The 25,839-nt window shown below is 67.4% G+C and carries 25 protein-coding genes; 11 read left to right on the forward strand and 14 right to left on the reverse strand.

Annotation, left to right across the window (positions count from 1 at the left end):
* Window positions 1-9: 9 nt before the first annotated feature.
* Window positions 10-1,818: a DUF885 domain-containing protein gene (locus ACEN9G_RS10960; protein WP_413343378.1), complete on the forward strand. Its 1,809-nt coding sequence runs from the start codon at window positions 10-12 to the stop codon at window positions 1,816-1,818.
* On the opposite strand, the gene ACEN9G_RS10965 is transcribed toward ACEN9G_RS10960, so the two are convergent.
* Genes ACEN9G_RS10965 through ACEN9G_RS11000 form a run of 8 tightly spaced genes read right to left on the reverse strand, consistent with a single transcriptional unit; the run spans window position 1,819 to window position 11,234 of the window.
* Window positions 1,819-3,153 (reverse strand): ATP-binding protein, encoded by a 1,335-nt coding sequence (locus ACEN9G_RS10965; RefSeq protein WP_483126646.1) that lies wholly within the window; start codon window positions 3,151-3,153, stop codon window positions 1,819-1,821.
* A complete protein-coding gene (locus ACEN9G_RS10970) occupies window positions 3,150-3,818 on the reverse strand; it encodes a response regulator (RefSeq protein WP_483126647.1) in 669 nt (222 codons plus the stop codon). The genes ACEN9G_RS10965 and ACEN9G_RS10970 overlap by 4 nt, the downstream gene beginning before the upstream one ends.
* A 24-nt stretch (window positions 3,819-3,842) precedes the next feature.
* A complete protein-coding gene (locus ACEN9G_RS10975; protein WP_483126648.1) occupies window positions 3,843-4,505 on the reverse strand; it encodes a cytochrome b/b6 domain-containing protein in 663 nt (220 codons plus the stop codon).
* A 54-nt stretch (window positions 4,506-4,559) separates the two neighbouring features.
* A complete protein-coding gene (locus tag ACEN9G_RS10980) occupies window positions 4,560-6,230 on the reverse strand; it encodes a PQQ-dependent sugar dehydrogenase (RefSeq protein WP_413342166.1) in 1,671 nt (556 codons plus the stop codon).
* A gap of 18 nt (window positions 6,231-6,248) precedes the next feature.
* Window positions 6,249-7,937, reverse strand: coding sequence for a M14 family zinc carboxypeptidase (locus tag ACEN9G_RS10985; RefSeq protein WP_413342168.1), 1,689 nt, complete (start codon window positions 7,935-7,937; stop codon window positions 6,249-6,251).
* 59 nt (window positions 7,938-7,996) lie between these two features.
* Window positions 7,997-9,577, reverse strand: coding sequence for a sensor histidine kinase (locus tag ACEN9G_RS10990; protein WP_413342170.1), 1,581 nt, complete (start codon window positions 9,575-9,577; stop codon window positions 7,997-7,999).
* Entirely contained in the window at window positions 9,574-10,539 is a 966-nt protein-coding gene (locus tag ACEN9G_RS10995; RefSeq protein WP_413342172.1) for a hypothetical protein, read from the reverse strand. The genes ACEN9G_RS10990 and ACEN9G_RS10995 overlap by 4 nt, the downstream gene beginning before the upstream one ends.
* Window positions 10,540-10,583: 44 nt before the next feature.
* Window positions 10,584-11,234, reverse strand: coding sequence for a response regulator (locus ACEN9G_RS11000; RefSeq protein ID WP_229412145.1), 651 nt, complete (start codon window positions 11,232-11,234; stop codon window positions 10,584-10,586).
* Window positions 11,235-11,494: 260 nt separating this feature from the next.
* Here ACEN9G_RS11000 and ACEN9G_RS11005 point away from each other — a divergent pair, with 260 nt between their 5' ends.
* Complete coding sequence (locus tag ACEN9G_RS11005; RefSeq protein ID WP_413342174.1) at window positions 11,495-12,163, forward strand: energy transducer TonB; 669 nt, start codon at window positions 11,495-11,497, stop codon at window positions 12,161-12,163.
* A gap of 27 nt (window positions 12,164-12,190) precedes the next feature.
* Window positions 12,191-14,467 (forward strand): M28 family peptidase, encoded by a 2,277-nt coding sequence (locus ACEN9G_RS11010; protein WP_483126649.1) that lies wholly within the window; start codon window positions 12,191-12,193, stop codon window positions 14,465-14,467.
* A 217-nt stretch (window positions 14,468-14,684) separates the two neighbouring features.
* On the opposite strand, the gene ACEN9G_RS11015 is transcribed toward ACEN9G_RS11010, so the two are convergent.
* From ACEN9G_RS11015 to ACEN9G_RS11025, 3 genes are all read right to left on the reverse strand, one after another.
* Window positions 14,685-15,689 (reverse strand): hypothetical protein, encoded by a 1,005-nt coding sequence (locus tag ACEN9G_RS11015; protein ID WP_413344812.1) that lies wholly within the window; start codon window positions 15,687-15,689, stop codon window positions 14,685-14,687.
* Window positions 15,690-15,752: 63 nt separating this feature from the next.
* The gene (locus ACEN9G_RS11020; RefSeq protein WP_483126650.1) at window positions 15,753-18,368 is read right to left on the reverse strand and encodes a hybrid sensor histidine kinase/response regulator; all 2,616 of its coding nucleotides are present in this window, start codon (window positions 18,366-18,368) and stop codon (window positions 15,753-15,755) included.
* Between the two features lie 171 nt (window positions 18,369-18,539).
* Window positions 18,540-19,100 carry a TetR/AcrR family transcriptional regulator gene (locus ACEN9G_RS11025; protein ID WP_413340465.1) on the reverse strand — a complete coding sequence of 187 codons (561 nt, stop codon included), beginning with the start codon at window positions 19,098-19,100 and terminating at the stop codon, window positions 18,540-18,542.
* A 142-nt stretch (window positions 19,101-19,242) separates the two neighbouring features.
* On the opposite strand from ACEN9G_RS11025, the gene ACEN9G_RS11030 reads away from it, so the two are divergent.
* On the forward strand, window positions 19,243-19,719 hold the full coding sequence (locus ACEN9G_RS11030; RefSeq protein ID WP_413340463.1) for a nuclear transport factor 2 family protein: 477 nt from the start codon (window positions 19,243-19,245) through the stop codon (window positions 19,717-19,719).
* A 4-nt stretch (window positions 19,720-19,723) separates the two neighbouring features.
* Here the strand turns inward: ACEN9G_RS11030 and sodC are convergent, their stop codons facing one another.
* Window positions 19,724-20,254 (reverse strand): superoxide dismutase [Cu-Zn] SodC, encoded by a 531-nt coding sequence (gene sodC / locus ACEN9G_RS11035; protein WP_413340461.1) that lies wholly within the window; start codon window positions 20,252-20,254, stop codon window positions 19,724-19,726.
* Between the two features lie 120 nt (window positions 20,255-20,374).
* On the opposite strand from sodC, the gene ACEN9G_RS11040 reads away from it, so the two are divergent.
* The 6 genes from ACEN9G_RS11040 (at window position 20,375) to ACEN9G_RS11065 (ending at window position 23,295) form a co-directional block, all read left to right on the forward strand.
* Window positions 20,375-20,665 carry a hypothetical protein gene (locus ACEN9G_RS11040; protein ID WP_413340459.1) on the forward strand — a complete coding sequence of 97 codons (291 nt, stop codon included), beginning with the start codon at window positions 20,375-20,377 and terminating at the stop codon, window positions 20,663-20,665.
* 77 nt (window positions 20,666-20,742) lie between these two features.
* Window positions 20,743-21,153: a PAAR domain-containing protein gene (locus ACEN9G_RS11045; RefSeq protein ID WP_413340457.1), complete on the forward strand. Its 411-nt coding sequence runs from the start codon at window positions 20,743-20,745 to the stop codon at window positions 21,151-21,153.
* 1 nt (window position 21,154) lies between these two features.
* On the forward strand, window positions 21,155-21,646 hold the full coding sequence (locus tag ACEN9G_RS11050) for a DUF4123 domain-containing protein (protein ID WP_413340455.1): 492 nt from the start codon (window positions 21,155-21,157) through the stop codon (window positions 21,644-21,646).
* On the forward strand, window positions 21,639-21,974 hold the full coding sequence (locus ACEN9G_RS11055) for a hypothetical protein (RefSeq protein WP_413340453.1): 336 nt from the start codon (window positions 21,639-21,641) through the stop codon (window positions 21,972-21,974). Before ACEN9G_RS11050 ends, ACEN9G_RS11055 begins: the two co-directional genes overlap by 8 nt.
* A complete protein-coding gene (locus tag ACEN9G_RS11060) occupies window positions 21,974-22,567 on the forward strand; it encodes a restriction endonuclease fold toxin 5 domain-containing protein (protein ID WP_413340451.1) in 594 nt (197 codons plus the stop codon). The genes ACEN9G_RS11055 and ACEN9G_RS11060 overlap by 1 nt, the downstream gene beginning before the upstream one ends.
* Window positions 22,564-23,295 carry an Imm52 family immunity protein gene (locus ACEN9G_RS11065; protein WP_413340449.1) on the forward strand — a complete coding sequence of 244 codons (732 nt, stop codon included), beginning with the start codon at window positions 22,564-22,566 and terminating at the stop codon, window positions 23,293-23,295. The genes ACEN9G_RS11060 and ACEN9G_RS11065 overlap by 4 nt, the downstream gene beginning before the upstream one ends.
* Here ACEN9G_RS11065 and ACEN9G_RS11070 read toward each other — a convergent pair.
* Complete coding sequence (locus ACEN9G_RS11070; protein ID WP_413340447.1) at window positions 23,292-23,837, reverse strand: cysteine hydrolase family protein; 546 nt, start codon at window positions 23,835-23,837, stop codon at window positions 23,292-23,294. The genes ACEN9G_RS11065 and ACEN9G_RS11070 overlap by 4 nt on opposite strands.
* On the reverse strand, window positions 23,834-24,727 hold the full coding sequence (locus ACEN9G_RS11075) for a LysR family transcriptional regulator (RefSeq protein WP_413340445.1): 894 nt from the start codon (window positions 24,725-24,727) through the stop codon (window positions 23,834-23,836). Before ACEN9G_RS11075 ends, ACEN9G_RS11070 begins: the two co-directional genes overlap by 4 nt.
* A 97-nt stretch (window positions 24,728-24,824) precedes the next feature.
* Here ACEN9G_RS11075 and ACEN9G_RS11080 point away from each other — a divergent pair, with 97 nt between their 5' ends.
* Window positions 24,825-25,829 carry a zinc-dependent alcohol dehydrogenase family protein gene (locus ACEN9G_RS11080; protein WP_413340443.1) on the forward strand — a complete coding sequence of 335 codons (1,005 nt, stop codon included), beginning with the start codon at window positions 24,825-24,827 and terminating at the stop codon, window positions 25,827-25,829.
* The last annotated feature ends 10 nt before the right edge of the window (window positions 25,830-25,839 follow it).

The raw sequence follows: 25,839 nt of genomic DNA on the forward strand, positions 1-25,839 counted from the left end.
TCAAACATCATGAAACAGACCCTTACCCTGGGCACCATCGCCGCCGCCTGCCTCATCGCCTGCGCGCCGGCCCTCGCCGCCGACACCGCGGCCAAGCCCACCGCCGGCGCCACGAACGCCAGCGCCGCATCGAAACAGCTGAACAAACTGGCCGACGACTACTGGGACGCGGAAGCGCGCTTCGATCCCGTCGCCGCCGGCGAAAGCGGCGACAACCGCTTCCCCGACCAGATCGGCATGACGATCGCACCGAAGAACATCGCCCACCAGTACGCGCTATACAAGGGCTACCTGAAACGCCTGCACGCGATCCCGCGCGACGGCTTGTCCCAGCGCGACCAGACGAGCTACGACATCCTCGACTACGAGCTCAAGACCGCGCTGCGCTTCGAGCCGTTCCCCGAGTACCTGCTGCCGCTGGACCAGATGGACGCGCTGCCGATCACGCTCGCGAACTACAGCAGCGGCCAGCAGGCGCAGTCGCTCGTCACCGTGAAGGATTACCAGGCCTACCTGAGCCGCCTGAACCAGCTCGGCCCGTGGATCGACCAGGCCATCGCCAACATGCGCGAAGGGATGAAGCGCGGGATCGTGCAGCCGAAGGCGATCATGGAAGCCGCCCTGCCCCAGTTCAAGCAGCTGGTGGCGAACAAGGCCGAGGACAGCATCTACTACTCGCCCGTGAAGAACTTCCCGGCGGGCTTTTCGGAAGCCGATAAAAAGAAACTCACGGCCAGCTATCGCAGCACGATAGCCGGCAAGTTGAACCCGGCGTTGAAACGCCTGGCCGACTTCATCGAGCACGATTACCTGCCGGCCTGCCGCACGAGCACGGGCTGGAGCGCGCTGCCGCAGGGGATGGACTGGTATCTCGCGCGCGTCGCGAGCCAGACGACGACCGACCTGCAGCCGGAACAGATCCACCAGATCGGCTTGCGGGAAGTCGCGCGCATCCAGGGCGAGTTCGCGCGCATCGGTCCGAAGATGGGCTACGACGGCCCGCCGGCCGGCCTGCCGGTGTGGGTGTCGGAACAGGCGAAGTACAAGCCGTTCAAGACCGAGGGCGAGATCATCGACGTCTACCGCCACCTGAACACGGTGCTGCAGGCGAAGCTGCCGGCGCTGTTCTCGCTGCGGCCGAAGACGCCGCTCGACCTGCGCCTGGAACCGGAACTGTCGCGCGCGACCGCGTCCGACCACTACACGCCGCCGGCCGTGGACGGCTCGCGTCCGGGCGTGTTCTGGTCCGTCGTGAACGACCCGAAGCAGTACGGCAGCACGGGCATGGTCACGCTGTTCCTGCACGAAGGCCAGCCGGGCCACCACTTCCACATCGCGCTGATGCAGGAGCTGGGCCTGCCGAACTTCCGCAAGTTCGGCGGCAACAACGCGTTCACGGAAGGCTGGGCGCTGTACGCCGAGACGCTGGGCAAGGAGATGGGCCTGTTCGACAAGCCCGAGGATTACTTCGGCCACCTGAACGACGAGATGCTGCGCGCCGTGCGCCTCGTCGTCGACACGGGCATGCACGCGAAGGGCTGGACGCGCGAGCAGTCGATCCAGTACATGCGCGAGACGCTGGGCTACACGGAAGCGGACGCGCGCAATGCGACGGAACGCTACATGGCGTGGCCGGCGCAGGCGCTGGGCTACAAGATCGGCGCGCTGAAGATCCAGGAACTGCGCGCCCGCGCGGAAAAGGAACTCGGCCCGAAATTCAGCCTGCCGAAGTTCCACGAGATCGTGCTGGGCGAAGGCACGCTGCCGCTGGCGCTGCTGGAAAAGAAGGTCGATCGCTGGATCGCCGAGAGCAAGTAATCACCCGAACGTGACGGCAACGGCGAGGCCTCCCAGCCGTTCCGACCGCCGCACCGCGACCCGTGCGCCATGCACGGCCGCGATGCGGCGCACGATCGACCATCCGAGTCCGCTGCCGGCCGCCCCGTTGCCGGCCACGCGATAAAACCGTTCGCCGAGCCGCGCCAGGTCGGCGTCGGCCAGGCCCGCGCCGCCATCCTCGACGTCGAGCACGACCTCATCCCCTTCGCGATGCAGATACACGCCGATGGCGGCCCCCGGCGGCGCATAACGCACCGCGTTGTCGACCAGGTTGCGGACCAGGACCGCCAGCAACAGCGCATTCCCGCGCACGACGTACGTCCCCTGCGCATCCAGCTCGAGGCGCTGCGCCTTCGCCAGCGCGGCCGGCGCCAGCTCGGCCATCACGCCGCGCGTGACGCCCCCCAGTTCGACGCCGGCAATCTCGGGCGCCTGCGCAGACTCGACGCGGGCCAGCGTCAGCAGCTGGTCGATCAGACGCGCCGCGCGGTCGCAGCCGGCGAGCAGGCCGTCCAGCGCGTGCGCGCGGGTCGCGTCGTCCGTCGCGGCCCGTGCCACCTGCGCCTGCATGCGGATGGCCGCGACCGGCGTGCGCAGCTCGTGCGCCGCGTCCGCCGTGAAGCGCCGCTCGTTCGCGAGCAGATCGGCGATGCGCCCGAGCAGACCATTGAGCGACGCGGCGAGCGGCAGCATTTCCGCGCTCATGCCGTCGAGCGCGACGGGGTCCAGCGCGTCCGGACGGCGCGCCGCCAGCGTGCGTCCCATCCGGCGCAGCGGCGCGAGGCCGCGCCGCACGGTCCACCACGTCGCGAGCCCCAGCACGGGCAGCGCGAGCGCCAACGGCCACGACACGCCGCGCAGCACCGCGGCCAGGATCTCGCCGCGCGCATCGAGCCGCTCGCCGACGTACACCTGGCGCCGGCGCGCGTGATCGTAGGCGGCGAACACGCGCCAGCGCGCGCCCGGCGCGTCGACGAACGCAAAGCCGTCGCGCCGCGCGGCGGGACCGAACGGCAGCGCGGGCGCGTTGGCGGAACGCAGGACGAGGCGTCCATCGCGCCACACCTGGAAGGCGACGCGCGGCGCGTAGCGATGGAGGATCGGTGCGTCGGGCGCCGCGACGTCCTCGTCGGCATCCGCGTCCTGCACGAGCAGCAGCGATGCCGACTGCGCGAGGTGCGCGTCGAGCAGCTCGTCGAGTTCGTGGCGCGTGTCGGACAGGGTCAGCGCGAGCGTCGCGGCCCACAGCGCCGCGAGCACGCCGAACATCAGCCCGAGCAGGCGGAGCTGCAGCGAGGGGGCCGCGCGGGTCATGGGGTCGCGGGATCGCGCAGCACGTAGCCGACGCCGCGGACCGTCTGGATCGACGCGCTCCCCAGCTTGCGCCGCAGGTTGTGCACGTGCACCTCGACGGCATTGCTCTCCACTTCCTGGCCCCAGCTGTACAGGTGTTGCTCCAGCTGTTCGCGCGTCAGCACGCGGTTGGCATTCAGCATCAGCGCATGCAGCAGGTCGAATTCGCGCGTCGACAGCGTCACCGGCGTTTCTCCCTTGCGCACGGTGCGCGCGGCGGGATCGAGTTCGACGTCGCCCGCGCGCAGGCGGTCGCGCGGCTGTCCGTGCGCGCGCCGCACGAGGGCACGCAGGCGCGCGGCCAGTTCGTGCAGGTCGACGGGCTTGACCACGTAGTCGTCGGCGCCCGCGTCGAGGCCGCGGATGCGGTCCGGCACGGCGTCGCGCGCGGTCAGCACGAGCACGGGCGTGGCCAGCCCGGCGGCACGCACGGCCGCGAGCACGTCCATGCCGTCCCGGCGCGGCAGGCCCAGGTCGAGCACGGCCGCCGCGTAGTCCTGCGCGCGCAGTTCGCGCTCGGCCGCATCGCCGCTCTGCACCCAGTCGACCTGGAAGCCGAGCTGGCGCAGCCCGGCGCGCAGGCCGTCGCCGAGCAGGGGATCGTCTTCCGCGAGAAGGATGTGCATGCGCTCATTCTCCCACGCGGCGGGTCAGTCGTCACCGTCTTCGCCATGGGCCTCGGCCGCCGCGACGGCGCCCAGGCCGGCGGCCGGATGGCTCAGCTGCCAGCCCCAGAACCCGAGCACGGCCGCCAGCAGCACGATGCCGAGACCGCGCCGGGGCGTGGCGATGCCGTCGGCGGGCGCACCGCGCTTGCGGCCGCTGAACATGGCCGCGACGAGGTTCTCGCGGTGCAGCCAGCCCGACACGACGACCGCCGCCACATGCAGCCCGACGAGGCCCAGCATCAGGTTCGCCAGCGCTTCGTGCACCTCTTCGTACGCGTCGCCCAGCGTGTACGTCGCCAGGCCGGCGGCGGCGGCCGTCACGGCCAGCGCCAGCAGGGCCACGACCGCAAGGCCGCCGGCAGGGTTGTGGCCGGGGTAGTGCTGCGGCTGGCCGCGTACGAGGCCGCCGAGATAGCGCATGGCGGCGCGCGGCCCGCGCACGAAGTCGCCGAAGCGGGCGTGGCGCGTGCCGACGAGGCCCCACGCGACGCGCAGGACGGCCAGCGCCAGCACGGTGCAGCCGAGGGTCACGTGCACCAGCATCCAGCGCTCGTGCCCGGCCGTCAGCCAGGCGCCGGCGAAGCTGGCCGCCAGCAGCCAGTGGAATACGCGGACCGGCAGGTCCCACACAAGAACGTTTTTCATGCTTGCCTCCTGACCCTCATCATCGGCAAGCCTGCTTAAGGTTTTCTTATCGCCTCACTTGGCCGGGACGATCCGCCACACGACGCCGCCGCCGTCATCCACGACGAGCAGCGCGCCGTCCGCCGCCACCGTCACCGCGGCCGGGCGGCCCCACACGTCGCGGTCGGACAGCACCATGCCGGTCATGAAGTCCTGGTACTGGCCCGTCGGCGCGCCGTTCTTCATCATCACGCGCACGACCTTGTAGCCGGTGCGGATGCCGCGGTTCCACGAGCCGTGCAGCGCCAGGAAGATGTCGCCGTCGTACTCTTTCGGGAACGCGTGCTTCGCGCCCGCCGGGGCGTGGTACACGGTCATGCCCAGCGGCGCGGAGTGCGCCTGGATCAGCGTGTCGGGCACGGTAATCTTGTCCTTCAGGTCCGGGCGGACGCCCTTCAGGCGCGGGTCTTCGTGCGCGCCCAGGTAGTACCATGGCCAGCCGTAGAAGCCGCCGCGCTTCACGCGCGTGACGTAGTCCGGGGGCAGGTTGTCGCCCAGTTCGTCGCGCTCGTTGACGCTGCAATACAGGTCGCCCGTGTCCGGATGCACGAACATGCCGACGCAGTTGCGCAGGCCGTTCGCGTAATTGCGGCGGTTCTTGCCGTCCGGGTCGAACGCGAGCACGGTGGCGCGGTCGGTCTCCTGGTTCCACGTGCCGCCCAGGCCGTGCGCGGCTTCCCATTGCGCGAGCGGCTGCGGCGGCGTGGCGCCGATGCCTTCGCCGACGTTGGTGGCCGAGCCGACCGAGACGAACAGCGTCTTGCCGTCCTGCGAGAACGCGAGCGAGCGCGTGATGTGGTTGCCCAGGCCGTCGACGATCTTCTCGACGATCGTCTCGGGCTTGCCCTTCGCCTTCAGGTCGCCCGCGGCGTAGGGGAAGCGCACGACCGAATTCGCGTTGGCCACGTACAGGTATTTCGGATTCGCGGCCGGCCACAGCGCGAGGCCGTACGGGCGCGACAGGTCCGTTGCGAATACGCTGTCCGTGCCCACCTTGGCGCCGTCGGCCGACAGGCGCAGGATGCGGACTTCACCCTTGCCCGAATCGGCCAGGAGGATGTCGCCGTTCGGCGCACGCAGCGCGTAGCGCGCCTTGCCCGTGTCGGCCAGCACGCTGACCTTGAAGCCTTTCGGCACGGCCGGCAGCGCGCCGTCCGGACGCTTCGCGAGCTTGGGGCCATTGCCCGCGCTCTCGCTGGCAAACGGTGCGACGAGCTGGTCGACCGTGATGTGGTGCACGTCGCCCGGCTTGTCGTCGGTCCAGGCGCCGGTACGCGCGCCTGTCGCGGCGGCGGTTTTCGGTGCCGCCGATTTGCCGCTTTGCGCGGCGAGATAGTCGATCACGGCACCGCGTGCTTTTGCGTCCGCGATCCCGATCGGCATCGCAGTGCCCGGCACATCCTTCGTCGGGTCGCGCAGGAAGACGTCGAGCTCCGCGCGCGTCCACGTCTTGCCGGCCGCACCGGCCTTCGACAGCGCATCCGTGTAGTTGTAGCCCGGTGCCGAACCGGCCTTGCGGCCCACGACGTTGAACAGCGGCGGACCCGCGCGCGAGCCCATGGCGGCATCGGCCGTGTGGCAGCTGGCGCAGTTCTGTTCGAAATAGGTCTGGCCCGCGGATGGTGCGGCCGACGCCGCGGAGGCGGCGCCCAGCAGCGCCAGTGCGGCGGCGATCTTGTAGTTCATTTTTTCTCCCCAGGTGAATCAGTCGATCATGAAGACCGGATAACGGCGCCACTCCGGCTCGCGCCAGCGCGCGCAGTGCGCAAAGATGAAGTCGAGCACGGCACCCTGATCCCGCAGCAGGTCCGGATTGGCGGCCTTCCAGGCGCCGAACTTCGCGGCCAGGTCAGGCTCGGCAGCCAGCAGGCGCTCGGCCTCGTCCTCGAACACGTAGTCCGAATACGCTTCCTTCTTTTCCAGCACGCTGTTGAAGAAACCCCAGCGGAAGAAGCTGTCGTGGGCCTGCGGTTCCAGCGTCTCGACGGCGTAGCGGACCTGGTCCTGGTCGAGCGGGACGAGGTAGTCGCCGGCACGGATGGTCACGGTCTCGCGCACGCGCTCCAGCTGCACGTCGTCGTGGAACATGTGGCCTTCGTAGGCGTGCGGGCGCGTCGTCAACGCGGCGATGCGGTAGACGGACACCTCCTGCGTGCGCTCGGCCTCCACCCGCTCCAGCCTGACGCCGTTCCAGCGCAGGCGCTCGATCGCTTCGCGCCACTGCTGCGGCACGACATAGGCCTTCGGTGCCGGCACGACGACGTCGGCCGGGAAGCGGTTGTAGTGCGCGATGTCGCGTTCGAACGGCTCGTTGCGGTCGTAGTACAGGCGCTGGTAGTCGCCGAGGACGCTCGCCTTGTACTTCGCCGCATAACCCTTGAAGCGGAACGTGGACGGATTGGCTTCGTCCATCGCCCAGTGCACGGGCCATTCGCGGCGCGTGTGGCCGGCCGCGCGGGCGGCGCGGCGCATCTGCACGATCCTGGCGCCGTTGGCGATGGTGAAGTCGAGCGCCGTCTCGACGAGCGCGCGCATCGAGTGGTAGCGGTCGGCGAAGGGCTTCAGCATGTGCGTCTCGGGCATGAAGCCGATCGTGTCGTGCAGCGCCGCATAGCCCGTCGAGAAGCGCGCCGTCTCGAGGAAGTCGGCGATACCGTCATCCGGGCTGTCCTTGACGGGGTTCACGTACGGGCACATGGGCCAGCCGCGCTTGTCCATCTCCGCGTACATCGCGGGCAGCATGGTATCGCGCAGGAACGTGCCGAGGTCGCCGCCCAGTTTGTCGGCCTGGGTCGGGATCAGGGTCATCGTGTAGCTGTAGTCGGCGCCGTTGGACGTGTGCGTATCGACCATCACGTCCGGATCCCATTCCGTGAACAGTTTATTGAAGGTCTGCGCCGTCAAGGTGTCGCACTTGACGAAATCGCGGTTCAGGTCGAGGTGGCGGCTGTTGCCGCGAAAGCCGAACGACTCCGGGCCGTCCTGGTTCACGCGCGACGTATTGGCGCGGTTGAACGCGCCGTCCACGTTGTAGAGCGGGACGAACAGGAACACGGTTTGCCCCAGCGCCGCAAGGCGGTCCGGCTGCTGGCAAAAGTCGCGCACGAGCGCCATGCACGCATCGACGCCTTCCGGTTCGCCCGGATGGATGCCGTTGTTGTTGAAGAAGACGGGACGGCCCGCGGCCTTGATCTGCGCGCGGTCGAACACGCCGTCGGCCGAGATGACGCCGGCGTGGATCGGCACGCCCGCGTCGGAGGTCCCGACCACGGAAAAGCGCAGCACCCGGGGGTATTGGTGCGCGAGGTTTTCGTACCAGGCGATGCAATCGGACCAGGTCGTGGTCTGATTCTGGTTGCCCTGCTCGAAAGGCGTCTGCAATGCGTTCAGCATGGTGTCGTTTGCTATCTTGTGGAAGTCTGAGGTCGCTACTCTACCTCAGATGACTGCGCTCAGGCAGCCGCCACGTCCGACAGCGGGAGGGTGATGGCGACGAGGGTGCCCTCGCCGGGATGCGACTGCACGTGGATGCTGCCGCCGAGGGCGAACACGCGCTCGCGCATGCCGATGATGCCGATGCCTTCCGACGCCACGGCCGGATCGAAGCCTTCGCCGTCGTCCTGCACTTCGATGTGCAGCGCCCCGTCCTCGTCGGACAGCGCGAGACTGACGCGCGCGAAGCCGGCCTGCGAGTGCTTCATGATGTTCGACAGCGCTTCCTGCACGATGCGGTAGGCGGAGATCGCAAGCTCGTTGCCGATCTTGGAAAAATCGCCCTGCGATTCGAATTCGAAGTGCACGCCGGAGCTGCGGTAGTGGCTGACCATCTCCTCGACGGCACCGTGCAGGCCGAGCATGTCCAGCACTTCCGGACGCAGCCGGCGCACGAGGCGGCGGCCGTTCGCGTACAGGTCCAGCGCCAGCTTGGTGATGGCCTGGGCCTTGGCGCGGATCTGGTCGATTTCCTCGCCCGGCGTGGCCTTGGCGGCGAGCTGCTGGATCGTCTGCGATTCCAGGCGCACGGCGATCAGCGAGGCGTTCAATTCGTCGTGGATCTCGACGGCGATGGATTTTCTCTCGTCCTCGATGATGCTGTTGACCTTCTGGATCAGCTTGCGCTTGTCGGCGTCGGCGCGCAGCGCCTCGTTGCGCGATGCAAGCAGGTCGCGCGTGCGCTCGGCCACCTTGTTTTCCAGGTCCTGCTTCGATTGATCCAGCGCCACCGACATCTCGCCGATCGACGCCTGCAGTTCGCCCACCTCGCCGCCCGTCGTGACGGGCAGCTGCACGCGGTAGTTACCGCCGCGGATGCGCCGCAGCACGGAGATCGCCTCGCGCAGCGGCACGGTCAGGCTGCGCGCGAGGATGTACGCGAGCGCGCCGCTGGCGGCCAGTGCCAGCGCGGCCATCGCCAGTTCGACGCGGAAGCGGTGCAGCTGCTTGGCCAGCATGTTCGTGGGCGACATCGTCACGCGCACGAGGCCCACGACCTCCGTCGTCAGCGTGGGCGGACGCGTGTCGCCAGCGGCGGAGACGTGCGGCGTGCCGTTGTCCGAGAACAGGTTGAACCACACGACCTGCTTGCTGATCTGCGCCTCGAACGAGCGGCTCTCCGCCTCGATCGGGTGTTCGGACGCGACGGAGACGGGGGTCTGGCCGTTCATGTCGACGACTTCGATGCGGTACACGCTGCTGTCCGACTGCACGAGGCCGTTGATGGTCAGGCGCAGGTCGGACAGGTTGCCCGAGATGACGTTGTATTCGCTGGTCTCGGCGAGCGCGCGCGCGAGGATGCGGCCGCGCTCCGCCAGTTCCTCGTCGACCTGGGCGCGGTGCGCGTACCACGAATACCAGACGAAGGACGTGAACAGCAGGGTTACGGGCAGCATGGTGATGAACGCCATGCGCAGGCCGATGCTCCAGCCGCGCCAGAACTGCAGCGCGCCGGGCCGCAGCCTGGCGGGCCGCAAGGTGACGGAGCGCAGTTTGGCGGCGCGCAGCGAGGCGTCGCGGAGGGCGGCGGGGCGTTTCATGGCTGGCGTGGCGGCACGGGCCGGGCAAAGTGGCGCACGTTGTCCGGCACCTCGACGTCGAGCGAGCGCGCGACGCCCTCGTTGACGATGGTGTGGAAGTAGCGCGGGAACTGGGGCGCCGGCAGCTCGCCGCCGGCCACATAGCTGGCCACGATCTCGGCCACCTGGGCGTTGATATCCTCGACCTCGGAATACGTCGTCGCCAGCGCGCCCGCCTTGACCATGTCGGCCGAGAAGCCGATCACGCCCTGCTTGTGGCGGTAGGTCGAGAGCAGGATGTTGCGGAAGTGTTCCGGATTGTAGACGGCGCTGTCGGGCAGCGCCAGCAGCACGTCGGTCTGTCCGATCTGGCCCAGCAGGCGGTTGATGTCCGCGTCCGGATCGGCCTGCAGCACGTTCACGTGCTCGTTTTCCAGCATCGGCTTGAGGAATGCGGTGTCCGGGCCGAGGATGGCTGCCACGCGCACGGGACGCCGGTACAGCAGGGCCACGAGGCGCAGTTGGTCGGCCGGCGCCGGCTCCGCGTACACGGCCGTGAACATTGCTGCGCGCGCCGGCGGCAGGGTGCCGAGGATGGAGCGCACGACCTGGCTCGACGTGAACGTGGAGACGACGACGCAATCGCAACGGCGCTGCGCCACTTCGCGCAACGCGGCCGGGCCGACCGTCACGTACAGCATGCGCCGGTGCTGGGCCAGTTCGGTGCGGAACACGGAGAACACGGGCACGAGGCGGCGCGTGATGTCGTCCACGATGCGGCGCGTGATGGCGCTGTCGTCCGTCGTGACGATCTGGAAGCGGTAGCCCTGCACGGGCTCCGGCTTGATGTCGCGGGTGGAGAACGCGTGCGCGGACGTCGTCAACATCAGGGCGGCCAGCGCCAGCACCACATTGGGTCCCTGCCTGCGCGGGGACGACGTGCCGACGCAGGCACCGTCGTTCCCGCGCAGGCGGGAACCCAAGTTTGCAAACCGGAGCACGGACGACAACACGGCAACGAAACGGGTCAGGGCTCGATCAAGCCATGCTTGACGGCGAGCTTGGTGATGTACGCCTGCCGGTGCACGCCGAGCTTCTCCTTCACGGACTGGCTGATGTTGCTGATGGTCTTGGTCGACAGGTTGAGGCGCTCGGCGATCTCCATATTGGTCAGGCCCTCGGCCATCAGCTTGAAGATCTCCAGGCTGCGCTCGTCCAGCTGCGACTGCGGCGAGACGTCGCCGCGCACGGCCAGGCTGGCCAGGCGCTCCGCGATCTGCGGCAGGAAATACAGCTTGCCCGCGTGCGCGTGGCGCACGGCATCGGCCAGGTCGGCCGGGTCGCAATCCTTCGTCACGAACGCGTGCGCGCCCAGGCGGTAGGTTTCCTTGATCAGGCTGTCCTGGTCGAACTGGCTGAGGAACACGATCTTGGCCTTCGGGTCGGTCCGGAGGATGTTCTGCGCCGCGTCCATCCCCGTCAGCTCGGTACCGAAACGGATGTCGAGCACCGCCACGTCCGGCTTGAATTCCGCATACATCGCGGCCGCCTCGCTCGGGCTCTTGGCCTGGCCCACCACTTCCATTCCCTGCGCCGACAACGACATCGCGAACCCGGTCATCACGATCGGGTGGTCGTCCGCCAGCATCACGCGGATCGGCTTTTGCTCTTTCTGCACGTTCGATTCTCCAGGCTACTTCTGCTTTCAGGCGAAAGCACAGAGACGATTATTCCACACAACAGCACCGGGCGCGAGGCGGCAAGCATTCATTTTCCAAATTGTCAAGACGGCCACGGCAATAAAGTGGAATGATACATTGCCATGAAATCGCTTTGCCGATTGCTAGCAAATAGCATATATTCATTCCGTTCGATGGATTTTCCGCTTCACTCCGTTTTACCTCCGGCAATGCCGGTACAACAACAAGGAGGATGGCCATGCAATTCACGAGTCTCCCGGGCGGCAACCGCCCCGATGCGAAAGCCGCGAAATTCGTCCTCGTCGCCGCCCTGCACGTGGCACTCGGCGCCGTGTTCATCCACAGCATCAACACGAAGAAGATTTCCCTGTCCAGCCTGCCGGAACAGGTGCTCGTCATGATCGAGCCGGAGCGCCCGGCGCCGCCACCGCCGCCCGAGCCGCCGAAGCCCACGCAGCAACTGGCGCCGCCGGACGTCGTGGTGCCGAAGGTCGAGGTGGATGTGGCCCCGCCGCCGGTGCCGAGTCCCATCCAGGCGACCACGGCGTCCGACCCGTCGCCGTTCCCGGCCATGCCGTCCGACCCCGTGCCGGACACGCCGGCCACGCCCAGCGCCAACCCGGGCCAGATGCGCACGGCGGTGCTCGCGGACGCCAATGGCTGCGCCCTGCCCGACTATCCGGCCGCGGCCGCGCGCCGGGGCGACACCGGGACCACGACCCTGGCGCTGCTCGTGGGCGCCGACGGCCGCGTGAGTTCCTCGCGCATCGAACAATCGAGCGGGTCGCGCGACCTCGATCGCGCCGCCATCAATGCCCTGACGCTGTGCAAATTCAAGCCCGCCACGAACAACGGCGTCGCGGAAGCCGGCTGGGCGAAGCTGGCCTTCGTCTGGAAGCTCGACTAGTTGGTGGCGAACAAAGGGAGACGCACGATGCGTCACGTACCTCGACCGGCCGTATGGGCGGCCTGCGGCCTGGCCTTCCTCCTCGCCTGGCTCATGCTGCAGCCGCGCGCGGCGCCGGTGCCGACCGGCCCGTTCGTCCCCGGGTTCAACGCGGCGCGCGCGCAGGCGCACGTGCAGGTGCTCGCGCGGGCGCCGCGTCCGGCCGGCAGCGTCACGAACGCCCGCGCCCGCGAGTACCTGCTGGCGCGCATCCGCGCGCTCGGCCTCGAACCCGAGGTCCAGGTCGACACCGTGTCCGCGACGTCGTGGGACTGGATGTCGCATGGGCAGAGCACGATGGCGACCGCGCGCAACATCGTCGTGCGCAAGCGGGGCGGCGCGCGCCATGGCGCCGTGCTGGCCATGGTCCATTACGATTCCGCCGCGCCGACGCCCGGCGCGGCCGACGGCGGCGCGTCCGCCGCCGCGCTGCTGGAAACCATGCGCGTCCTCCAGGCCGGGCCGCCGCTCGACAACGACCTGCTGTTCGTCTTCACGGACGCCGACACGGTGCAGGCGATGGGCGCGCGCGCCTTCATGCAATCGCACCCGTGGGCGAAGCAGGTGCGCGTCGCCCTGCGCTTCGACAATGCCGGCAACCGCGGCCCGCTAGAATTGATCGACGCGGCGCACGCGGACGGTTTTGCGCTGGACGCGTGGGCGCGCGCGGCGCCGCAACCGCAAGGCTCGTCCTTCATGGCCGAGCTGTACGACCGCCTGCCGCAAAGCGGGGGCGCCGCACCGCTGGCGACGGACGCCTTTCCCGTGCTGCACTTCGCGACGACGCAGGGACCGCTGGGCCGGGAAGGCATGCACGACGTGCCGCAGCGCCTGTCCAGCGCGAGCCTGCAGCACGAGGGCGAGACGATGCTCGCGCTGCTGCGCCGCCTCGGCAACGCCAACCTGGCGCTGGTTTCTCCCCCGCACGGCCAGGTGTATTTCGCGCTGCCGCTCGCCGGCATGGTCCACTACGATGCCCGGCTGACCTGGCCACTGGCGCTGCTCTGCTGCGCGCTGGGCGCCTGGGCCTGCCGCGCGGCCCTGCGCAACCGCATCTCCGCCACCGACATCGTCGACGCCATGTTCAGCGTCCTGTTCATCACGATCTGCGCCACCTTCGCCGCGTACCTGTGCCGCGAGGCGCTGCCGGTGCTGCAGGCCCGCTATCCGGCCGCCGTCCTCGCCGACGACGGCGGCGTGCGCTGGCAGCTGGCGGCCTTCATGCTGGTGCCGGCCGCCGTCTTCATCGCGCTGCAGCGGCGCCTGCAGCGGCGGCTCGGCGTCGCGGCGACGGCGCTGGGCGTGCTGCTCGCCGCCGACGTCGCACTCGTCGCGACCTGCGTACGCGCACCCGGCGCCAGCTACGTGCTGGCGTGGCCGCTGCTGGCCGGGCAGGTCGCATGGCTCGTACTCATGGGCGCACGCACGTGGGCGCCGGCCCGGCGCGCGGCCATCGCGGTCGCCGGCGCGCTGCCGGCCCTCCTCCTGCTGCTGCCGGCGGTGTGCGCGAGCTTCGCGTTCTTCACGCCGGCCTGGCTCGTGCTGCCCTCGAGCCTCGTGTGCCTGCTGGCGGGGCTGTGCGGCATGGCCCTCGATGCGCTCGCGCGGCGCTGGCTCGTACGGCCGCTGCTGGCCGGCGCCGGCGTCTCGTTCGGCATGGCGTATGCGGCCGTGCCGCAGGTGCCCGATCTGCCGGCGCCGAACCGGCTCGTGTACTACAAGGACACCCCGAGCTGGCAGGCGTTCTGGCTGCATCCGGCCGGGCCGCTCGATGCGTGGACGCGGCAGGTCTTCCCCAACACCATGCATCCGTATCCGCTACCCTACCTGTTCGGGCCCGACGCGGATCCCGTGTGGTACGCGGCGGCGCAGAAGGACGACAGCATCGCGTGGCCCGGCCTCGTCATCGACAAGGACGAACGCAGCCCCCGGCGGCGCCACGTGGAATTCACGCTGCGCTCGAAGAACCGCGCGCCCGACATCGTCGTGCGCGTGCAGGGTGCGTGCCCGTGGCGCACGAGCGTCAACGGCCGCGTGCTGACGGAGAAATCGTGCTTCAGCTGGCGTCTCGCCTTGCACGGCATGGGCGACGAGACGCTGCGCTTCGCGTTCGACTTCCAGGGCGATCCGCCGTTCCTCGTGTACGTCCAGGAACGCATCCCCGGCCTGCCCGCCCGCGACCTGCCGCCCCGTCCCGCCGGCCTGCCGCCGCTGCTGCCGCTGTCGGGGACCACGGTGGCGGCCGACGTGCTGCGGTTCCCCTGAGCGGCGCCTGCTCTACAATGCGGGTCCCGACAACGACTCCGGGCCGCAGGGTGGCCGATGCGCCGGCCACGCCCGCGTGGAAGAAGGGCGACCAGTTCGGGAAGACCAGGGTGACGGCGAGCCGCTAGCGAAGGGTTCCCCTCGCACGCCTTGAGGCATGCGTATCGCTGTTCTTGTCGGACTCGGGGACCGCGCCGTCCCAGCCCCACCGGTGGGGTCACATCCGCGAGACGGTGGGACGCAGCTGTTCCAGCAGGCCGGCCTCGGACGAGCAGCCGAATTTTTCGTAGACGGCCTTCACGCAATCGCGCAGCACGGCGTCGCTGACTTCCATGTTGGCGCGCGCCGATTCGCGGCCGCCGCCGACGCCCATCCAGAACGCCACCTCGGCCTGTTGCGGCGACAGCTCCACGGAGCCGATGGCGCGCCAGATGCGCAGCGGCAGCGGCACGACGAATTTCATGAAGATGCCGACCGTGCGGATGTACGCCGGGTCTTCGGCATGCAGCGCGGCCGCGCCGCCGGCGCTCATCCACTGCGCGCGCGCCTCCAGCACGCCGCCGGCCATGGCGAGGGTCCCGAGCGGCAGCAGCCACGGATAGCGGTCGCCGTGCGCGACGGATTCCACGAGGCGCAGGCAGAACGGGGGCAACGTGCGGCGGTTGAAGGCCTGGCGTTCCTGCGCCGCCAGCTGGTCGAGCAGCGCGCCGGCCGAATCGCTCAGGTACAGGATCTGGCCGTCGACGGTGGCCAGCAGCATGGCCTCGTCCTCGACGACGCCGGCGCTGCCGGCCGCCAGTTCGGGCGCGTTGCGCAGCACGTGCTCGAAATACGTCGCCACGCGCTGCAGGTCTTCCTCGTCGTGGCGGTCGAACGCGGGGCCGTCGTGGCGCCACAGCGTGATCTCGCCCAGCCGGCGGCCGGCATGCGACAGCGGCACCTGCAGCGTGTGCAATGCGGGCGTGCCGTTCGCCGTGAAGCCGGCGTGGTCGCGGTACGCATAGCCGCTCGGCGGCGGCAGCACCGACACGTACGCGGGGTCGTTCCCGGCCAGCGGCGACGCCTCGGCCGGATCGACGCGCAGCGCCAGCTCGGCGCAGGAATTCGGCACGAGTTCGCGTACCAGGGTGAAGGCATCCTGGACGATCGTCATCAGGTCCAGTCCCGCGTAGCACAGGATGCGCAGGCGGGCCCATTGACGGCTGTTCTTTTTGCGGGACACGGTCGGCTGGATGAAATTGGGATAAGTCAGGCGCGGTAATACTGATCGTTATGACAACGGATGTCAACCTTCCATGGCCGGCTGGTTCGAAGCCTTTGCTGCCAGGATCTGCGCCAGCTTGCCGATTTCGACCGGCTTGACGAGGTGGTGATCGAAGCCCGCCTGGCGCGACAGCTCGCGGTCGCGCTGCTGGCCGTAGCCCGTCAGCGCGACGAAGACGGCCTGCGCGTGGCGCGCGTCGCGGCGCAGGCGGCGCGCCAGTTCGTAGCCCGTCATGTCGGGCAGGCCGATGTCGAGGATGAACACTTCGGTGGCGAGATCGGCATGCGCCAGCGTGCCGGCCGCGTCCTCGTGCACGTGCACCGTGTGGCCGTGCGCGCGCAGCAGCACCGCGAGCGACTGGCCGGCATCGCCGTTGTCGTCGACGATGGTCACCGTGAGCGGCCGCGCCGCCCCGCTGCCCTCGCCCGACCGCATCACCTGCCCCACCTCGGCCTGCGCGAGCGGCAGGGTGACGGTCATGGTCGTGCCCTGCTGCAGCCCGGCGCTGTGCGCGGCCACCTGGCCGTTGTGCATGCGGACGATGCTCTTCACGAGCGCGAGGCCGATCCCGAGGCCGCCCTGCGAGCGGTCCGGCGCGCGGTCGGCCTGCGTGAACAGGTCGAACACGTGCGGCAGCAGCTGCGCGTCGATGCCGGTGCCGTTGTCGCGCACCGCGGCCCGCGCCGCGCCGTCCTCGATGGTGACGACGAGGGCGATGCGGCCGCCCGGCGGCGTGTACTTGGCCGAGTTGTTGAGCAGGTTGACGAGCACCTGGATCAGGCGCGTGCGGTCGCCTTCGACCGGCACCGGCGCATCCGGCAACTCCACCGTGAGGCGATGCTGGCGCTCCTCGATGTGCGGGCGCGCCTGCTCCACGGCCGCCATCGCGACCTTGTTCAGGTCGAGGATCTCGTTCTCCAGTTTCACGAGACCGCGGGTGACGCGCGAGACGTCCAGCAGGTCGTCGACGAGCTCCGTCATGTGGCGCACCTGGCGCGAGATGATGTTGCTGGCTTTCAGGCGCAGCCCTTCGTTCACTTCGGGCAGGCGCAGGAGCTGGGCCGCGCTCGTGATCGGCGCCAGCGGATTGCGCAGTTCATGCGCCAGCATCGCGAGGAACTCGTCCTTCATCTTGTTGTGGCGCTCGGCCTCCGCGCGCGCCGCGCGTTCGCTGGACAGCAGCTGCTCGCGCTCCTCGGCCGCGCGCTGGGCCATGTCGTACAGGCGCGCGTTGTCGATCGCGATCGCCGCCTGCACGGCGAAGGCGCCGATCAATTCTTCGCTGCGTTCGCTGAACATCGCGGGCCGCGGATGGCCGAAGAACAGGCCGCCGATCACCTCGCCCGAGCGCGACACGACGGACGCGGCGAGATAGCTCACGACGGGCAGGTGCCCCGGCGGCATGCCGTGGTGCGGCGCCGACAGGCCATAGCGCGGGTCCTGGCGAATGTCGTCGCTGCGGATCGGCGCGCTGCCGTGGAACGTCGGCCCGAACACGGCGGTGGCGCGCGGCATGCCCAGGCGTTCGAACGCGACGCGCGGCGCGCCGGACAGCGCGTACAGCGAATACACGTCGCCCTTGTCGTCCCTCGCGTTGTAGAAGAACGCGCCGAATTCCGCGCCGACGAGCTGCGTGGCGGCATCCGTGATGGCCTGCATCAGCGGCTCGAGGGCGATGGTCGACGCCAGCGTCTCGGTCGCGCTCTTCATCAGTTCCAGCACGCGCGTCTCTTCGCGCAACGCCTCCTCGGCGCGGATGCGGCGCAGCGCTTCCCACATACGGCGCGCGGCGTCTTCCAGCAGGCGGACCTCGTCCCCGATGCGGCCCGCGTCGAGCGGCGCACGCAGCGCCAGCACGGCCGCCAGGCGGTCGCCGTCCATCAGCGGCACCGCGATGCCCGCCTTGTCTCCGACCGCGCCATCCGTCGACCACACGGTCTCGCCCTTGCACAGGCGTTCCGGCACGCCGAGCGCCAGCGCCGCCAGCGGCACGGTGCGGCCGGACTGCGGCGCGCGCGCGCCGCCGTCCCACTGTTCCAGGATCACGGCCGCATCCATGCCCGGCCTGGTCTCCGCATACGTCACGATGGCATCGTCGACGTACGCACCGACCTGGCGCAGCGCCGCCCGCAGCAGCGGACCGGACGCCGTCTCGCGGCGCAGGATGTCCGCCAGTTCGAGCTGGAAGGCGCGGCGGCGTTCGGCCAGCACCGTCTCCGTCGTCTCGACGAAGGTCACCAGCACGCCCTTGGGGTTCCCGTCGTCGCCACAGACGGGGCTGTACGAATAGGCGAAGTGGCAGGTCTCGAAATAGCCGTAGCGGTTGATGGTCAGGGCGAGGTCGCTCGAACCGACCGGCTCGCCCTGCAGCACGCCCGCCCACATCGGGCCGATCACCGGCCAGATCTCGGGCCACGTCTCACGGACATCGCCGCCCAGCGCCCCGTCCTTCTTGGCGCCGAGGATCGGCACATAGGCATCGTTGAAGAATTGCGTGTACGCGTCGCCCCAGGCGAGGTACATCGGCAGCTGGCAATCGAGCAGCGTGCGGACGGCGAATTTCAGGCTGAAGGGCCAGTGCGCGACGGGACCGACGGGCGTCGTCTCCCACGGGTGGCGCCGCATCTGCAATTCCATGTCGCCCGGCTTTCGGGCGGATGTGTCATCCAGGGATGCAGGATCGAACGGCCAGGGCATATCGTGGATAGTCGGAGGCAAGCCGGAGCGGCTCAGCTACCCATCATAGCAGGCGGCGCGAGCCCAACGTGTGCATATATTGAAATATTGTAACAAAGAGATGGGAAAATGTTACGCACCCCGTTCGATCCGCGCGAGCAGGCGCCGGCCCGCGGCGACGATCCCGGGGCCCGGATCCATCTGCGCCCTCACGATCATGCCTTCCACGCACAGCAGCGCCTCTTCCGCCACCTGGTGCGGCGCCGCCAGTCCCAGCCGTGCAGCCACGCCGCCGAGATAGCGCTCCAGTTCGCGCTTATGGCGCACGGCCTGCTCGCGGTGGCGGGGATCGTCCGCCGCGCCCGTCTCGGCGACGGCATTGATGAAGGCGCAGCCGCGGAAGTCGCCTTGCGCGAACCACTCGTCCAGCGCGTCGGCCACGGCAGTCAGCCCTTCCCCGCGCGCGAGCCGGGCGTCGACGGCGGCCGTGAACCACGACGTCCAGTGGTCGTGGCGCCAGTCGAGGAACGCGGCGATCAAATCGTCTTTCGACGGAAAATGGCGGTACAAAGACATCTTCGCCACGCCGGATTCCGCGACGATCCGGTCGATGCCGGTGGCGCGGAATCCGTCGCGGTAGAACAGGCGTTTTGCCGTATCGAGGATGCGGTCGCGGGCGGAAGACTGGGCCATGGTCGTCAGGTCGGGGGCGGAGTGCGGGACTCCAGTATATGATACAGACCTGTCTACATCAACTAGCTGGATGGATGGGCCGCATCAGGCTGGTTTCGCTTACGATACAGACCTGTCTACCTCATTTACACAAGGAGCCTTCATGTCCACGATCGAACCCCGTCCCCCACTCCCCCCGTTCACGCGCGAAACGGCCATCCAGAAAGTCCGCCTGGCGGAAGACGGTTGGAACAGCCGCAACCCGGAAAAAGTCGCACTGGCCTACACGCCGGACAGCTATTGGCGCAACCGCGCGGAATTCGTCACCGGCCGCGAGCAGATCGTCCCCTTCCTGGACCGCAAATGGAAAAAGGAACTCGACTACCGCCTGATCAAGGAGTTGTGGGCCTTCGAAGGGAACCGCATCGCCGTGCGCTATGCCTACGAATGGCACGACGATTCCGGCAACTGGTTCCGCACGTTCGGCAACGAGAACTGGGAATTCGACGAGATGGGCCTCATGCAGCGGCGCTATGCGTGCCTGAACGACATGCCGATCCAGGCATCCGAGCGCAAGTTTCACTGGCCGCTGGGTCGGCGGCCGGACGATCACCCCGGCTTGTCGGCGCTGGGGTTGTAATCCCTTACTGGATGACGCCGCAGGCGATGCGGCCGCCCCCGCCGCCCAGCGGTTTCGGCTGGTCCGAGAAATTGTCGCCGCCGGCGTGGATCATCAGCGCCTTGCCCTTCACTTCGGACAGCTTGGTCAGGCGCGGCGCCGTCACGGCCGTGCTGGCCCCGCCATTGTCCCCGACGACGAGCGGCGGCAGGTCGCCCAGGTGGCCGTCGCCGGACGGGCCGGCATGGTGCTTGGCGCCGGTCGGATCGAAGTGACCGCCGGCGGCGCCGGCCGGCACCTTCTTGCCATCCTTCTCGTTCGTGCCGCAGCTGGCCATCTCATGCACGTGGAACCCGTGCGCCCCGGGCGGCAGGTTCGTCAGATTCGGCGTGAACACGAGACCGCTCTTCGATTCGGCGATCGTCACGGCGCCGATCGGTTTGCCGGTGCCGTCGGGGCCCACGAGCGTCATCGAGGCTTGCAGTTGAGCGGCGGCGTGGGCGCCGGAGGCTGCGGTCAGCGCGCATGCGAGCGCGATGAGCGATTTGATGGTCATACCGTCTCCTTTCAGGTTGGGAATGTGTCGCGGGAATAGTGTATTCGATAACTAGCTGAGTTGACGCAACGGATACCGTGAGCGCGGCAGGAACAATGGCGAGTCGACCGAGGAGACGCCATGTCCGATAACCTGCTCTCAGAAGTCCGCCAAACCATCATCGACATCCACCCGGAACTGGCCCACGACGCCAGCCTGCCGGACCGCCTCGAGCGCGCGTATGCGCACGCCGTGGTGCTGGGGTTCACGGACCTCGAGGCCATCGCCCGCTTCCTCCGCTACGAAGCGACGGCCCCGAATTTTTATCGCCAGCCCGCGATCGATTCTTGGCTCCGGCGGCCCGGCCAGCCGGTCGAGCAGCGGTTCGCGGATGTGCTCGTGCGGGTGAAGTCCGGGTTCAGGCGGGAGTGATTGCCAGACAACAAAACTGGCTGGCTTTTTGTTACTCTGCCGCTAGACTATTTCACATTTGAGCCGGACGGAAATCGATGAGCAAACCCTTGATTCGCATGGGCGACCGCACCAGTCACGGCGGTACCGTCATCAGCGGCGACATGACGTGGGAGGTCTATGGCAAAGCCGTGGCGCGCGTTGGCGACCTGACGGTCTGCCCGAAATGCAAAGGTGTATTTGCGATCACCACTGGCGCCGACGACCTGACCGGGTTCGGCCAAGCCGTTGCGCGACATGGCGACAAGACTGCCTGCGGTGCGACGCTGATCGCCGGCCAGTCGTCGGCCTGGTGGGACAACCATTCCGGCCCCGACGGCGCAGCTTCTGTTGCCAGCGCAAAGACCGACATGTCCAGTCATCTGGTTGCACAGGAGGCGCCAACCATCTGCCTGGAGTGCCTCGCCAAAGCCGCTGCCGCAGGATCGGCCATGGTAGTGAGAAGCTAGTGTGGATATCGTCGAGCACTTCCGGGCCCTTCAACAGGCTGACACTGCCTTATGGCTCTATGCGTTGGTTGACGGCTTCCAGTATGAACAGCATACCGGGCAGCGACTGGTTTATCAGCGCGGCATCAACCGTCCTATTTTTCTCGGTACGGAAGATGAGCCTCTCGCTCACGCCGGCCCGTGGCTCATCGACGTCGTCAGGGCGCCTGACCAGTTGCAGTCGCTGCACGACCTTGAGCAAGCGCTGCCATCGGTATCGTGGTTAGTCTCTGCGATCGATCTGGAAGGTCTGAGCCAACTGCTGCAACTCAAACTCGACGCGCAACTGCCGGATGGCCGCAAGGTACTGCTGCGGTTCTACGATCCGCGCGTCCTGGGCAACCTGATGCAGACGATGAACAACGCGCAGCGCGCCGAGTTCGTCCACCTCATCGACGAATGGCACTTCATCCACGATGGCCGCAGAGTATGCATGGGAGGGCCTCGTGCTTAAACTGAGCGAAGAACAGCTCTCGCATCTGGACCTGCTGGAAAAGCGTCAGTACATCAAGCAAGTCTGCAAGAACATCGTCAGGGAACATCCCGAACTCGCAAGCGACAGGGGTTTGCCGGACCGCCTCGAACGCGCGTATGCGCACGCCGTAGCGCTGGGTTTCACGGATGGCGGCGCGATTACCCAGTTTCTTTATTACGAAGCCTTTGCCCCGAATTTTTATCGTGAACCGGCGATCGATGCCTGGCTCAGGAAACCGGGCCAGCCGGTCGAACAACGGTTCGCCGACATGATCGCGTGGGTGAAGTCCAGACTGAGGGAGAATTAATGGCAGCGCTCGCAGTTCCCATCCTCGAAGCCGCCGGCGGCGCCCTGTTGCGGGCGCTCGGTGTTGCCGCTGTTGCCGGTGCCGGTGCGGTCGCGGTCAATGAAGTGAACAAGAACAAGGTCGAATCTGCGGACAAGGCCAAATCTGCGCCGATTGCGGAGGCTGGGACACATGCCAAGACAAAAGATAGGTGTGACAGGTGTCCGCCGGATGGCGGTATGCTGGTCAAGCGCAACTGGAGTATGTCCGAGGTATCGCGAGCTTATCAGGCCCGTATTTCTGGTTTCGCGCCCTACACAGAATGGAATTTTCAAGGCATCGATTTTGATGGCTTTAAGTCACAGGGATGCTTGCTGTTAGAGGCAAAGGCACTTTACGACCAATTTTTTGAGTCGGCCATGGAGCCAAAATTTTTCTTTGAATACACTGGACTGCAAAAAATCCTCGACGAAGCAGGACGCCAAAGCAAAGTTATCGACGCATCGCCACCTTCAGAGTTGCACTGGCATTTTATGCAGCCACTGAGCCGTGCTTATTTCGCGAAGCAATTTCGAGAGTCCTTTCTCCCTGTTGTCACCTTCCTCACGCCATGAGCTATAACCTTACAATTAGCTGCAACTTCAGAACCGGATCGGTCCTCCCTTCAATCGAGTCGCAATATACAGATTTGTGGAAACTTGCCATTGCCTTGCAGAGCCTTGGCTTTCCTCTTGATGAATGGTACCCACCAGCCGACACGCAAGAGCAAGCATTACTGAACAGCGCATTCACAGACACCGGCCCAAGCATGGCAGCACTTGCAATGGCCAAAGCTGACAAGGATAACCTTGCCACAGATCTGAGAAGCTTAGGTGTTTGGAACGGCAAAGAAGGTGACGAGGGCGCAACCTATACGACCAGTTACGACACGGGTCGGATTCCGTCTCGTTTGCGTTTTCGAACCCGAAACGTCGGAGCCCTGCAGGATTATCGAAATATTATCAAATTGACTCATAATATCGTCGGCATATGGAAACCTATGCTTGTCCAAGTCGGTCCAGCGGATTATTCGGACAATAGTGTTTTCCCGGACAGACCTGGCGCAGGCTGGATGCTCTATCTACCGTTTGCGATCAATGCCCATCAGGTTCCGGAAGCGGCTGACGTCATCAAGATCATGGATGACAAAGGTAAAGCCCAGCAAGGCAGCCTCATCATTACCGTAGCGGAAACCTTCGACGCGCAAAATCCTGAGCACATCAAAAAGGCGAACGCGATCGAGACCAGGCTGGTCGATCAAGACCTGCTCCCGACCAATAGAGAATTCGTCACAAAGTTCTAAGCGGCCAAACGCAGGACCTCGTCGGTCGCGCGCACGTCCGCATACTCGCCATGCAGGTTCGCCAACGCCATCAGATGAACCTCCTCCGCGCTGCGCAAGGTGCCGCCGAAATCCGTCTTCTCGAAGGTAAAACAGGCATCCGCCACGACGACCGTCGAGAACCCGAGATTGCCGGCCGTGCGCGCCGTCGCCTCGACCGAATTGTTCGTGCTCACGCCGGCGATGACGACGTCGCGGATGCCGCGCGCATGCAGCCAGCGTTCGAGTCCCGTGTTGACGAAGGCGTCCGGCACGTTCTTTTCGACGACGTGCTCGTGCGGCAACGGCATGAACCGCTGCTGGAACTCGGCGCCGCCCTGACCGGGCGCGAAGACCGACGTCGGCGCGCGGCTGATGTGGCGCACGAGGACGACGGGCTCGCCGCGCTCCCGCCACGCGGCCAGCAGGCGGACGATGTTGGCTTCGGCCTGTGGATTGTTCCGGGGCGGCAGCGTGGGGCTGAGCATGCCTTTTTGCATATCGATGATGAGCAGTGCGGTCATGGGTTCGGCGCTCCAAAACGTTCAACGATGAAATCAATAAAACTGCGCAGCTTGGGCGAGCGATACCGGTCCGGCAGGTAGACGATGTGCATCGGCCGCTCCGGCAACCCGTATTCGGGAAACAGCTGGACGAGCCGCCCCGCCCGCACGTCGGGCTCGAGCAGGATTGTCGGCTGCAGCACGATCCCGAGCCCGTGCAGCGCCGCGGTGCGCAAGGCCTGCCCGTTGTTGATTTTTACGCGGCCGGTGACGGGCACCTGACAGACGTCGTGGTCGTGCTGGAAGCGCCACTGGTTGATGCTGGCCGCGCCGAACGCGAGGCGGTCGTGACTGGCCAGGTCGGCCGGGTTCGCGGGGACGCCGCGCCGCGCGAGATAGTCGGGCGACGCGCACAGCATCAGCCGGTACGGCGCCAGTGGCCGGGCGACGACGTTCGCATCCGGCGGCAACTGGCCGACGCGGATGATGGCCTCGTAGCCGTCTTCCATCAGGTCCACGAAGCGATCGGAAATATCCAGTTCGACATCCACTTGCGGATAGCGGACGAGGTAATCGGACAGCACCGGCGCCAGCGCCTCGGTGCCGAACGTGACGGGCGCGCTCACGCGCAACTTGCCCGCGGGCGCGAGCCGCATCGTGTGCGCCTGGGCATCCGTCTCGGCCACGAGCCGCAGGATCTCCTTGCAGCGCGCATAGTATTCCTCGCCGAATGCCGTCACGTGCTGGCGCCGCGTCGTGCGGTGCATCAGCTGCATGCCGAGCCGCTGCTCGAGCGCGCGCACATGATTGCCGGCCATGGTCGCCGACATGCCGCACGCGTCCGCAGCCGCGCTCAGGCTGCCCTTGTCGACGGTGAGCACGTAGACCTTCATGCTGTCCAGCAAATCCATTCGCAAGTCCTGGTTGGAAATGTTGCAAGAAAAGCCGAGTTTATCGTTTTTCCGTTGGCAATCACACTGGGCGTCTCATTTCACAGGAGCCAACGCCATGTATGCCATCCAGCTTGTCGAACCGTCGTTGACCGCGTTCCGCCGCGTTTCCTTGCCCGATCCGCAGCCCGGGCCTGGCGACGTCCTCATCCGCCTGCGCGCGGCCGCGCTGAACTACATCGACGTCGCCGTCGCGACGGGCAGCTTCCCCGGCGCGACCTTGCCGATGGTGCCTGTCGCCGATGGGGCCGGAGAAATCGTCGCGCTGGGTGCGGACGTGGAGGGCGTCGCGCTCGGCGACCGTGTCGTGCCGCACTTCATGCCGGACTGGCTCGACGGGCCGATGCGGCCGGAACGGATCGCGGCCATGCGCGGGATCACGCGCCCCGGGTCGCTGTCGGAATACGTGGCGGTGCCAGCGAAGAGCGCCGTGCGGCTGCCGGAACACCTCGATTTTGCCCAGGGCGCGACGCTGCCGATCGCGGCGACGACGGGGTGGAATGCGGTGCGTTCGGCGTCCGTGCGGCCCGGTTCCGCGGTCGTCATTCTCGGCACGGGCGGGGTCAGCATGTTCGCGCTGCAGTTCGCCAAGGCGAGCGGGGCGACGGTCATTCTCGTGTCGTCATCCGATGAGAAGCTGGAGCGCGGACGCGCGCTCGGGGCGGATCACTTCGTGAACTATCGCGCGACGCCGGACTGGGACAAGGCGGTGCTGGCGATCACTGAAGGGCGCGGCGCCGACCTCGTCGTCGAGACGGTCGGCGACGCCACGTTCGAACGCTCGCTGCACGCGGCGGCGACGGGCGGCACCGTGTTCACGGTCGGCTTCCTGTCGGGCGCGGCGACGTCGGTCAACCTGTTCTCCATCATCGGCAAGGCCTTGCGCGTGGTGGGCAACAGTACGGGATCAGTGGCGGACCTGAAGGAAGCGGTGCGGGCGATTGCGGCGCACCGGATCGTGCCGGTAGTCGACCGGCGGTTCGGCCTGGACGAGACGGCAGCGGCTTATGCCGAGCTGGCAGCGGGTTCGCGGCATTTCGGCAAGCTGGCGTTCGTGCATTGATCATCCACCG

Source organism: Massilia sp. Masssp94, from assembly GCF_059491305.1.